General features: G+C 39.1%; 8 protein-coding genes. 1 reads left to right on the top strand and 7 read right to left on the bottom strand.

Features of this window, described 5'->3' with window-relative positions:
- Positions 1-356 precede the first annotated feature (356 nt).
- The 5 genes from lepB to BLR27_RS13295 are packed head-to-tail and all read right to left on the bottom strand — an operon-like array spanning position 357 to position 4,599.
- Positions 357-1,469, bottom strand: coding sequence for a signal peptidase I (lepB, locus tag BLR27_RS13315; RefSeq protein ID WP_090705650.1), 1,113 nt, complete (start codon positions 1,467-1,469; stop codon positions 357-359).
- Positions 1,470-1,483: 14 nt separating this feature from the next.
- Complete coding sequence (gene dapB / locus BLR27_RS13310) at positions 1,484-2,227, bottom strand: 4-hydroxy-tetrahydrodipicolinate reductase (protein WP_090705649.1); 744 nt, start codon at positions 2,225-2,227, stop codon at positions 1,484-1,486.
- 47 nt (positions 2,228-2,274) lie between these two features.
- Positions 2,275-2,898, bottom strand: a complete 624-nt coding sequence (locus BLR27_RS13305; protein WP_090705647.1) for a DUF5683 domain-containing protein — start codon at positions 2,896-2,898, stop codon at positions 2,275-2,277.
- Positions 2,898-3,794 carry a ParB/RepB/Spo0J family partition protein gene (locus BLR27_RS13300; RefSeq protein ID WP_090705646.1) on the bottom strand — a complete coding sequence of 299 codons (897 nt, stop codon included), beginning with the start codon at positions 3,792-3,794 and terminating at the stop codon, positions 2,898-2,900. Before BLR27_RS13300 ends, BLR27_RS13305 begins: the two co-directional genes overlap by 1 nt.
- 1 nt (position 3,795) lies before the next feature.
- Positions 3,796-4,599: a ParA family protein gene (locus BLR27_RS13295; protein ID WP_090705644.1), complete on the bottom strand. Its 804-nt coding sequence runs from the start codon at positions 4,597-4,599 to the stop codon at positions 3,796-3,798.
- 175 nt (positions 4,600-4,774) lie between these two features.
- Between BLR27_RS13295 and BLR27_RS13290 the strand changes: the two genes are divergently transcribed.
- Positions 4,775-5,296 (top strand): NADPH-dependent FMN reductase, encoded by a 522-nt coding sequence (locus tag BLR27_RS13290; protein ID WP_090705642.1) that lies wholly within the window; start codon positions 4,775-4,777, stop codon positions 5,294-5,296.
- Positions 5,297-5,339: 43 nt separating this feature from the next.
- On the opposite strand, the gene BLR27_RS13285 is transcribed toward BLR27_RS13290, so the two are convergent.
- Both BLR27_RS13285 and BLR27_RS13280 read right to left on the bottom strand, forming a co-directional pair.
- Complete coding sequence (locus BLR27_RS13285) at positions 5,340-6,266, bottom strand: cobalamin-binding protein (protein ID WP_090705641.1); 927 nt, start codon at positions 6,264-6,266, stop codon at positions 5,340-5,342.
- Positions 6,267-6,347: 81 nt separating this feature from the next.
- Positions 6,348-8,834 (bottom strand): outer membrane beta-barrel family protein, encoded by a 2,487-nt coding sequence (locus tag BLR27_RS13280; RefSeq protein WP_090705639.1) that lies wholly within the window; start codon positions 8,832-8,834, stop codon positions 6,348-6,350.
- Between the last annotated feature and the right edge of the window lie 456 nt (positions 8,835-9,290).

The raw sequence follows: 9,290 nt of genomic DNA, 5'->3' as shown, positions 1-9,290 counted from the left end.
AAAGAGGGGAAATGTATGTGGAAAACTATAAGAGAGCAGCCTGAAGAAAATCTTTTTTAAATTAAATTTGGAAATAAGTTAAACCTAGAATACGATCACCTATTCTATATTTTAATTGAAAAGCATCTTTGAAAGGTGGAGAAATCTCATGACTATCGGCAGTAATTCAGATCAAGTTCCTTTTCATTGCAACAGATTTCTCCGTCGTGCCTCCTGCGAAATGACGAAAGTATAAAAGAATTAAAAACATGAATGAATTAGAGCCAAAAGATTATTCTTTTTTTTTAACGAAAGAAAATAAAAAAGGGGCACTGATTAGAGTGCCCCTTTTTTATTAAAAATTATATTTTCTCGAATTAATGTATCCCACCCAATAACCTGCTCCAGCGAATTTTGTCAAAGAATGTTCCGTTGGTATTCCAGCTCATCCAAACGAATAATGCCTTTCCTACGATATGATCATCAGGTACAAAACCCCAGTAGCGGGAATCAAGAGAGTTATCCCTGTTATCTCCCATCATCCAGTAATAATTCATTTTAAATGTATAGGAATCAGCTTTTTTACCATTAATGATAATATCATTTCCTTTTCTCTCAATGGTATTACCTTCATAAATTGAAATTGCCCGTTCATAAAGAGCATAGTTTGAGCTATCAAGCTTAACTGTCCAACCTTGCTTAGGAACGATAAGCGGGCCGAAATTATCAGCATTCCACTTAAACTGAGGGTTATGAGGAAATATCTGTGAATCATACTCATTAACGGGTCTGATGTACGGATTTACCGTTTTAACATTTGACCATTTTTTAATGATCTCAGCGTCCGATGCTGTCATGTTAAAAATATATTCATCCGCTGTTGAGCGCTGAGCCTCTATATTTAGATCCTGTATAGCCTGTGGGTTGAAATCTGTCCCATCAGATTGAACGTAATAATACTTTTCACCAAACTGGGGAACTTCAGCAGGCTTACCATTCAGGAAAACTCTGGCATTGATAATATTGATGGTATCTCCACCAATCGCCAAACAGCGTTTTATATAGTTTTCACGTTTATCAACAGGACGGGAAAAAGGTGCATCCGCATCCATTGGATAGTTGAAAACAACTACATCATTTCTTTTCACATCACTCAATCCGGGTAAACGATGATAATCCCATTTAATACCCTCCCAATAAGCCTTGGTCCCGGTTATCGGCATAGTATGATGTGCAAATGGGAAGGCAACTGGAGTCATTGGTGTTCTTGCCCCATAATTTACCTTACTTACAAAAAGATAATCCCCCACAAGCAGGGTTTTTTCCATTGAACCGGTTGGTATCACGTAAGCCTCAATAAACAATCCCCTGATCAGTGTAGCTGCTACTACAGCAAAAAGAATGGCATCAAACCATTCTCTTCCAGCCGATTTCTTTTTTCTGACCTTTTTATCCTTTGATGTACTATTATTAGAACCCTTCAAATCCATGTATTTATATCTATTTAAACGCTAAAATCAAACATATCAGTAATATTATAAAATCCGGTTTTATCTTCAAGCCATTCCGCCGCTAAAACCGCACCCAATGCAAATCCTGCACGGCTATGAGCCTTATGCTTAAACTCAATATCATCCACTTCCGAACTGTAAATTACTGTATGCGTACCGGGAACATCTTCAATCCTATGCGACTCGATCAATAATTGATCAGGCTTTACAACAAATTCTTCCCCCGATCCGATCAACTCATTAACCCATTCATCCTTTCGATCAAGCTCGCTCAAGATCCCTTCAGCGATGGTCATTGCAGTACCACTGGGTGAATCAAGCTTTTGTGTATGATGTATTTCTTCAACCTGCACCTCATATTGGGGGTATCTGTTCATGATCTTTGCAAGCACTTTATTTACAAAGAAGAACACATTTACGCCAATACTGAAATTAGACGCATATAATAAAGTATTGTTACCTTCTACACATCTATTCTTTACAGTTTGAAGATGTCCATACCATCCCGTAGTCCCTACAACCACAGGAACTCCTGCATCAAAGCAAAGTTCTATATTGCTCAGGGCAGAATCAGGAGTACTGAAATCGATGGCTACATCAGCCTTCTTAAGGTTGGCAATAGTCAGGTCTTCCGTATTATCTACATTTACTTTCAAAACAATTTCATGCCCTCTTTCAGTTGCAAATTGTTCGATAATACGGCCCATCTTACCATATCCGAGGATAGCTATTCTCATTTGTAAAAGGTGTTATTTTAAAATATTCACAAAAATACGATTTCTGATCATAACGCAATTTTAAACCTAAGACCTACCACCGGAGCAAAACCTGAGGCATGAACAGGAATTGGCTGATTTATTGTCGGATTGACCTGCAAGGTTAATTCATCTGATATATCAAACCTAAAAAACTTTGCGTCAACATAGGCATCAATAATATTAATTGCATAAAAACCTAGACCGGCGAGCACCGAAAGATCACGATCGCGCCTGTATGCATCTTTAATATTTATTATTCCTTCTGTTGTATAAGGCACGAATAGTGGATTTTGTGTCTTTCCCGGATTTTCCTGTCTGAATTGAGCTTCTTTAAGGAATATCTTATAATTACGCTGATTGAACTCAAATACAAGTCCTATCCCCACAAAGCCGCCATATACCAGGGGAACCTTCCACCAGCGCTTATTATAGATCTGGCCGAGACCGGGTAACATCGCCGACTTCAATGCAGCACGACGGGGCATTGCTTCAATTTCAATACGTGCGGAATCTTTTATTGCCGGAGCCTTTTTGACAGCAACTTTAGTGGTGTCTTTACGAGCAGATTCACTCTCCTTTATTTGAGCAAAAGCATCTGAATGCGCCAAAAAGCACATCAATAAGAACCCTGAAAGGATTTTAGCGTACATTACCAGTCTAGCATTTCCAGGATACGGGTCAGATCATCATCAGACATAAAGTTAATTTCAATAGAACCTTTACCCTTATCACCCAGTTTTAGCTTAACGTTGGTACTGAATTTAGAAGCCAGATCATCTTGTATCTTCATATACTGAAATGAGATTGCTCCGGATTTTGATTTTTTCTTATCCTTTCCTATCGTTTGAATCTGACGTACAAGATCCTCTACCTTCCGAACCGAAAGGCCATTTTTGATGATCTCCTGATAAATATACAACTGCTTATCAGAATCTTCGACAGATATCAATGCACGGGCATGGCCCATGGATATCTTTTTATCGCGAATTGAAGCCTGTATCACAGGTGGCAACTTTAAAAGACGAAGGTAATTTGTTACCGTTGATCGGTTCTTGCTCACCCTGTCGCCAAGTTCTTCCTGCTTTAAATTACACTCATCGATCATCCTCTGAAAACTTAGTGCAACCTCAATAGCATTCAGATTTTCACGCTGAATATTTTCGATAAGCGCCATTTCCAGCATTTGCTGATCATTGGCTGTACGAACATAAGCTGGAATCTCTGTAAGTCCGGCTAATTTCGATGCACGCAAACGACGTTCACCGGAAATTAGCTGATAAGAATTCTGACCAGCCTGCCTTACCGTGATCGGCTGTATGAGTCCCTGAAGCCTGATCGAATCAGAAAGTTCTTTTAGAGCCTCTGCATCAAATTCTGTTCTTGGCTGAAATGGGTTTACCTGCACCTGATCGATCCGCACAAAGCTGATGGATCCGAGTGATGAGTTATCATTACTTAATTGATGCCTCTCACTATCCGGCAAATCCGAGTCATCCAGTAGTGCCTTTAATCCCCTTCCTAATCCGGTTTTCTTCTGGTAGATCATATTATACTAAAGCTTGTTTTGCAGCTTCTTCCTTCGAAACCAATCCATTTTTCCTGATTATCTCACGTGCCAGATTAAGGTAGTTAATGGCTCCTTTACAATTCGCATCGTGCATGATCACCGAAATCCCATAACTTGGAGCCTCACTCAATCGCGTATTTCTTTGAATGATCGTATCGAATACCAGATCCTGGAAATGAGTCTTAACTTCTTCTACAACCTGATTGGATAAACGAAGGCGTACATCATACATGGTAAGCAAAATACCCTCAATCTGTAAATTCGGATTCAATCGATTCTGAACTATCTTAATAGTATTCAGCAACTTACCTAATCCTTCCAATGCAAAATATTCACACTGAACAGGGATTATCACTGAATCAGCAGCGGTAAGTGAATTGATCGTTATTAAACCCAATGAAGGAGAGCAGTCAATGATAATAAAATCATAATTGTCCTTGATCTTATCAAGAACTGCTTTCATTTTATACTCCCTGTCGGCCATATTGATCATTTCAATTTCGGCACCAACCAGGTCAATATGAGCTGGCAGAAGATCGAGAAAAGGAGTATCAGTAGGTTGAATTGCCTCGGCGGGATCGATCTCGTTTATTATACATTCATAAATACTGGCCTTTATCGTACGCGGATCAAATCCTATTCCTGATGTTGAATTTGCCTGCGGGTCTGCATCAACCAATAAAGTACGATATTCAAGTACAGCCAAACTTGCTGCAAGATTTATGGAAGAAGTAGTTTTTCCAACTCCTCCTTTTTGGTTAGCTAATGCAATGATTTTGCCCATTTTATAAAAAATAATTACAAATACATGATATTAAAAAAGCCAAATCATAAGATCATGGCAGATCAAAAGACTACTTTTGACCTGTTTTAATAGGCTTTTCATTAAAATCTAAGATACAAACTTAAAACTATTTACACCGCCGGGCGATTTTCGTTTTGCACATCTTATCAACAAAATGACCACAATAATATCCTGTACCAACCGTGAAGGAAGTAATACGCTTAAACTAGCCGAATATTACCACAAAGAATTAGCAGCAAAAGGATTTGAATCAGAAATATTTTCACTTCAGTCCCTGCCTGATAATTTTATCATTTCAGATCTGTATGGAAAACGCAGCGAAGCCTTTCAAAGTATTCAGGATAAAATTTCTGCTACCACTAAATTCATCTTTGTAGTTCCGGAATATAATGGAAGCTTTCCCGGAATTCTAAAGCTTTTCATTGATGCCTGTACCTTCCCGGACAGTTTTTACGGTAAAAAAGCGGCTCTTGTGGGGCTTTCAACTGGCAAATATGGTAATGTTCGTGGTATTGAACATTTTACCGGAATTTGCCATTATATAAATCTGCATGTTCTCCCATTACGCATTCATATTCCGGCTGTTGGAAAAGAATTTGATGAAAAAGGCGACTTATTCAAGGAAGATACCGTGAAATTTGTAACCCAACAGATTGAGCAGTTCATCGCATTTTAATACCGATCTCAAGCGATTCGTATAACCGATTTCCAGATATATTCTACACTATGAAGTGTACCCAGCCATCACCCTCATAGCCAAAAATAAATTGCTTAGGGTTGATGATCTCAGCCATGATCTCTATACTGTCTGTCATTCTGGGGCCTGATCTGTTAAAGTACTGATTGCCATCTGCAATATAAACTCTTTGAGTTTTTACTGCTTTAAGTTCAGCCCAGCCAGGCAAATCAAGCAATAAACCTATCTCCTGCAATGTTCTCTGGATTGAAAAGCCGCAAGGCATGATCACGATAATATCAGGATCAGCATTGATAATCTCCTGAAAATTGATGTAAGATGAATGCTTCCCTGCTTCTGTCAGCACCGGAATTCCTCCTCCTATTTCAATGATCTCGGGAGTCCAGTTTCCGGCGATCATCAATGGAGAAAGCCATTCAATACAGGCTACTGTAGGTTTTTCCGTAATGAATTTCAGTTTATGGTGAATGATATTAATCCTCTCTTCCGATAATTCGAGTAATTCTGCACCTGTATTTTCGACTCCCAGCTGATCTGCAATGAGCTGAATATCCTTATAAACATCTTCCAGTCCATTTGGCTGAAGGGAAATTATCCTGCAATCCTTTTCCAGAAGATCTTTTAATACCAGCTCAACATCGTTCAAACTGACCGCACAAACCTCGCATTGGGCTTGTGTAATGATCACGTCCGGAGCGAGACTTTTAATCAGTTCTCTGTTTATCGTATAAATTGAAAGTGATTCCGAAAGTATCTCTTTTACTTGCCTGTCAATTTCTTTGCTATCTGAGCCCGGAAGAAATTTGGCAGAGGAACAAACCGGTAAATCTGTGATGCCCGCCGGGTAATCACATTCATGTGACCTTCCAACCAGCAGATGTTCTAAACCCAAAGCACAAACGATCTCAGTGGCAGCAGGCAATAAGGAAATTATTCTTTGAACAGGCATTATTGTCATTTCTGCAAATGTACAAAATTAAAAAAAGGCCGGATGCTAAGCATCCGGCCTTTTCATATGGTCAAATATTATTTATTGGTTACCTGTATTTTGCTCTCCTTGTTTCAGGTCGTCATTTGTTACTCCGCGCTTTTTCCTTGGAGCCTGCATGGTCAGTTTACCAAAACGGTAACTGAAACTTGTTCCGAATGAACGGAATGGCACTGAGAAATTACTAGTCTGAGTAAAATCTGCTCCAGCAATATTCGAACGGAAATTTTTATTCTCATTGAAAGGATCAATAACTGTCAGTCCGATACTTCCTTTCTTCTTCATGATCTCTTTCTTCAGACCTAAATTCCACATATTGAAAGATGGATTTTTACCCTGTGAAGTCCGGCGCGGAGAGTTAGTGATCAGAAAGGTCTCAAATGTCAATCCTTTCGGGAAAACATAGGAAGCCATCAAAAATGCATTGTAGATCAGCTGTGTATTTGAATTAGTATTGGATACCACAACCGTATTATTTGTGTTAATATCATAAGTAAACACATTAAAGTTACCTCGCAATGTTAGGGGCTTAACCGGATTGATCTGTCCGAAGAAGTTAAACCCGACTGAATTATTATTTCCCACGTTGCGGAAAGTTGTTCTGGAGCCTGTTGCAGTTAAACCTGTAGACGGGTCAGTCACAGAAATAGGCAATACAAAACTTTCAATGATATCATTGGTTCGGCGGTAGTAAACTGATGCATTCAAAACAGAGGTTTTCACAAACATGGAGTAATTAAATTCCACATTATGAGATAGCTCAGGCTTAAGAGAAGGATTTCCCTGTGACTGGTTGTAAATATCCGCACTGTTCAGGAAAGGATTCAGATAAAATAAACTAGGTCTCTGTAAACGCTGGTTATAACTTAATTTAACAGTTGAGAAATTCTTGAATGTTCTGGAAACAACAAAACTTGGAACCAGGTTATAATAACTGCTTGTAAATGGTGAAGCCGCTGCTCCTACAGATCTTGCATCCCCTTTGATCTCTGTACCTTCATAACGCGCACCTGCTCTGATACCGTATTTTTTGGCCAGTGTAAAGCCAAAAGTTGCATAGGCAGAATATACATCCTGATTGTAGTCGTATACATAAGTACGTGAGGATATCGGTGAAAACACATTCGTTTCTGAATTGAAATTACGCGTTTGATTATCACTCACAATATCTCTAAGAATACCCTTAACGCCTGTTTCAAATGTCACCTTCTTAAAGGGATGTGTATAATCTACCTGAATTGTGTTTTCTGTATTATCAGCATCATTATTACCATACTCATCAATGACAGTATTTGAAAAATCAGTAGTATAATCGTTTTTCTGAATGCTATTGGTGAACTGGTATGCAACTGAAATCTGCTGATCTTTCTTTTTGAACTTATGCAGAAAATCACTGCTCCAGTCAATACCATTCATATGCATGGAATTATCACTCAGTCTTGTAAAATTAACAGCGTTACCATTAAAAATATTCTGATTCAGGTTACTTCCATCTGCACCATTACTAAATCCGTTCAAACGTAAATTAGTACTGATCGAGTTAAAGCTATTGAAATCATAATCAGCACCAATAGATCCATTTGCAGCAAGCCTGTCGGTCTGACTTTCACCATTCTGGCTAATAATCTGACTTGCATCGGCATTGGTCCGTTTAAACGAGATGGTACTGGTTTGAGGCCATGAATAAAATCCACCTCCATTTGCAGTAACAGCTAAACGTCCTGTCTTTGCATTCAGGTTCAGGTTTCCGCTGTTCTGTCTTGTTCCAACTCCCCCGTTCACAGAACCACTTATACCTGCCAGATTATTCTTTTTGGTGATGATATTAATGATACCTGAAGTTCCTTCAGCATCATATTTTGCAGAAGGAGAAGTGATAACTTCTACATTTTTTATCTGATCGGCAGGAATTGCTTTTAAAGCATCCGCCATATTATTAGCCATAGAACCTGAAGGCTTCCCATTGATCAGAACTCTTACATTCTGGCTTCCTCTTAGTGAAACATTGCCCTCGAAATCAACTGAAAGCAATGGTACCTTACGAAGTACATCCGTAGCATTTCCACCTGCGATCGCAATATCCTGCTCGGCATTATACACTAACTTATCGATCTTATTTTCAATGATAGGGGTCGTTCCTGTAATAACGACTTCATTTAACATTTTCAGATTCGGTGCCAGAAGAATACGGCCCAGATTCAAATCAGGCTTTCCGGGAGTGGTTTTCACTGAATCAAGGATCTTTGTCTGGTATCCAAGAAAAGCGATGGTGATCCTATACGATCCGGCTGCAATATTCTCTATCTTAAATGCACCCTTTTCATCTGTAAGTGCTCCATTTGTAGTTTTAACTGACCCAGCACGTCCCAAAGAAACAGTAGCATAGTCAACAGGTTTAGAAGTTAATGAATCAAGGATAGTACCTGAGATCCTTCCGGTTACTGAAGGCGCTGCGGCTCCGCCCATCCCTTGTGCTGAGGCATAAGATATCCCTGTGAATAAAGTAATAAGTAATAAAAAATATTTCATGTAATTGGTTTTTTGGAATTAGTCGCGAAAATACAATGAATGTTACAACATCAGAGGGTATTATTACCGGGAATATGGTAATATCGGAGTTACAAAGGCCGGGAATGCAGAATTGATAAAGAACCATGGAATGCTACCCAAGTTCCTTCCGGGTTTAATGTTGCAATCAAACATTGAGTTGATAAAAAAACGGAAGAGCTTGTCTGATATCGTTTATTTATAATTGAGGAGTCTGGAGACTCCTCATTATTGGAAAATCCGAAAGGCTGCGTTTAAACTGTACAGCTAATTACGGTTGTACTTACCCATCAATTTTGGTAATCGGTGGTAACTCTACGGGCAGTGGGTCTCGTGTTGTCTGAATGGAAAACATATCACTAGATCGCCTTACCAGGCTTTAATCCAGTGACCTTCGCTCAGTCGCAGACGGTCGCTTTAATGAAAGTTAACATGGTT

Source organism: Daejeonella rubra (assembly GCF_900103545.1).
In the GTDB taxonomy this organism is placed as follows: Bacteria; Bacteroidota; Bacteroidia; order Sphingobacteriales; family Sphingobacteriaceae; genus Daejeonella; species Daejeonella rubra.
This window is presented reverse-complemented; position numbering and strand designations above follow the sequence as displayed.